1 protein-coding gene is annotated in these 2,407 nt (G+C 60.7%); it reads left to right on the top strand.

Annotation, left to right across the window (positions count from 1 at the left end):
- The coding region (locus K0T92_RS24375; protein ID WP_219875230.1) for a non-ribosomal peptide synthetase at positions 1–2,407 on the top strand (2,407 nt) is incomplete at both ends.

Genomic DNA, 2,407 nt, shown 5'->3' with positions numbered 1-2,407 from the left:
GTGAAGCTGGCGGAGGAAGGCAAGCGTCTGTTCATGTACGATATGCACCATATCATATCAGACGGAGTCTCGATGCAAGTGCTGGTGGAAGAGTTCGCGCGGCTGTACGGCGGCGAGGAGCTGCCTGTGCTGCGGATCCAATACAAGGACTACGCAGTCTGGCAGCGGGAGCGGCTGAGCGGGGAAGAGCTGAAGCGTCAGGAAACGTACTGGCTGGAACGGTTCGGAGGCGAGCTGCCGGTGCTGGAGCTGCCGACGGATGATGCGCGTCCGGCCGTGCAGCGTTTCGAAGGCGAGTCGATCGGCTTCGATCTGCCGCTGGAAGTGGAGGCGCGCGTGCGTCAGATCGCTTCGCAGACGGGCGCAACGCTGTACATGGTGCTGCTTGCGGCGTATGCGACGCTGCTGTCGAAGTATAGCGGGCAGGAGGATATCATCATTGGAACGCCGGTGGCGGGCCGCCCGCATGCGGACTTGGAGCAGGTTATCGGCATGTTCGTCGGGACACTGGCGCTGCGTAACGAAGTGAAGAAGGAAGCGACGTTCCTGGAACAGGTGGCGGAAGTGAAGCGTCGGACGCTGGAAGCGTTCGAGCATGCGGACTACCCGCTGGAGGAACTGGTGGAGAAGCTGGACTTGGAGCGGGATATGAGCCGTAATCCGCTGTTTGATACGATGTTCGCGATGCAGAACATGACGGAGGCGGAAGCTTCTTACGGGGGCGGTCTGAAGATGACGCCGTACGGAGGAGGCGAGGAAGCGGCGAAGTTTGATCTGACGCTGCAAGCGTCGGAGATGGAAGGACGGTTAGTATTCCAACTGCAATACCGGACGTCGTTGTACAGGCGAGCGAGCATGGAGCGACTGGCGGGTCACTTTGTGCAGCTGCTGACGGAGGCGACGTCAAAGCCGGAGGAGCGGATCGGGGAGCTGTCGCTGCTGTCCGAGGAAGAGTGCGAGCGACTGGCGGCGTTCAACGGGACGGAAGCGCCGTATCCGAAGGAGCAGACGATTCACAGCCTGTTCGAGGAGCAAGTAAAGCGAGCGCCGGAGCGTACAGCGCTGGTGTACGGAGAAGAGCGTCTAAGCTACGCAGAGCTGAATGCCCGTTCGAATCGTCTTGCACGGAGGCTGCGGAAGCAGGGAGTCCGAGCGGATGAGCTGGTGGGTATCGCGTTGGAGCGGTCAACGGAAATGATCGTGGCGATCTTGGCGGTGCTGAAGGCGGGAGGCGCGTATGTGCCGATCGACCCGAGCTACCCGGAGGAGCGTATCCGCTACACGCTGGAAGACGCAGGAGCGAAGCTGGTGCTGACGCAGACGGATGTGGCGGAGAAGTTCGCAGGCATAACGGAATCGGTGCTGGTGCTGGAGCGCAGGCTGCTGGAAGAAGGAGACGGAACGGATCTGCCGGAGAGGGCGGGAGCAGAGCATCTGGCGTACGTGATCTACACATCGGGCTCAACGGGTCGTCCGAAAGGGGTCATGATTGAGCACGGAAGCATCGCCAACGCGCTGCAATGGCGGAAAGCGGAGTACGGGTTGAGCGAGAAAGACCGTGTGCTGCAGCTGTTCTCGTATGCGTTCGATGGATTTTTGACGAGTTGCTTCACGCCGCTGTTGTCGGGCTCTGAAGTGGTGTTCCTAACGGAAGAAGCGAGCAAAGATCCGGCAGCGGTGAAGGAAGCGGTGAAGGAGTACGGCGTAACGCACTTCATTGTCGTGCCGGCGTTATACGCTGCCATTCTAGCGAGGGCGGAAGCGGGCGAATTGAAGACGGTGAAGCGGATTACGCTGGCGGGCGAAGCGGTGACGGCGAAGTTGGTGTCGGAAAGCCAAAGGTTGGCGCCGGAGACGGAGCTGATCAATGAATACGGTCCGACGGAAAACAGCGTGGTGACTAGCTTCAATCGGGGACTGGAGAAGCAGGAAAGCCAGGCGATCGGCCGGCCGATCGCGAATGTGCACGTCTATATCCTTGATCGGAACGGCTGTCTGCAGCCGATCGGGGTAGCCGGAGAGCTGTGCATCGCGGGAGCGGGCTTGGCGCGCGGCTACCTGAACCGCCCGGAACTGACGGAAGAGAAGTTTGTGCAGCATCCGAACGGAGAGCGGCTGTACCGGACGGGAGATTTGGCGAGATGGCTGCCGGACGGCAACCTGGACTATTTGGGCCGGATCGACGAGCAGGTGAAGATCCGGGGCTACCGGATCGAGCTGGGCGAGATCGAGGCGGTTCTGCAGCGACACGAGCAGGTGAAGGAAGCGGTAGTGATCGCACGTCAGGATAAGGGAGCGGATTCCTATCTGTGCGCGTATGTGGTTGGTCACGGCAAGCTGGAAGCAGCGGAGCTTCGCCGATATGTGGGAAGCCAACTGCCAAGCTACATGGTGCCGGCGTTCTTCG

Source organism: Paenibacillus oenotherae (assembly GCF_019443105.1).
GTDB lineage: Bacteria > Bacillota > Bacilli > Paenibacillales > Paenibacillaceae > Paenibacillus_Z > Paenibacillus_Z oenotherae.
The sequence above is the reverse complement of the archived record's forward strand: the minus strand, read 5'-3'. Positions and strand labels throughout refer to the sequence as shown.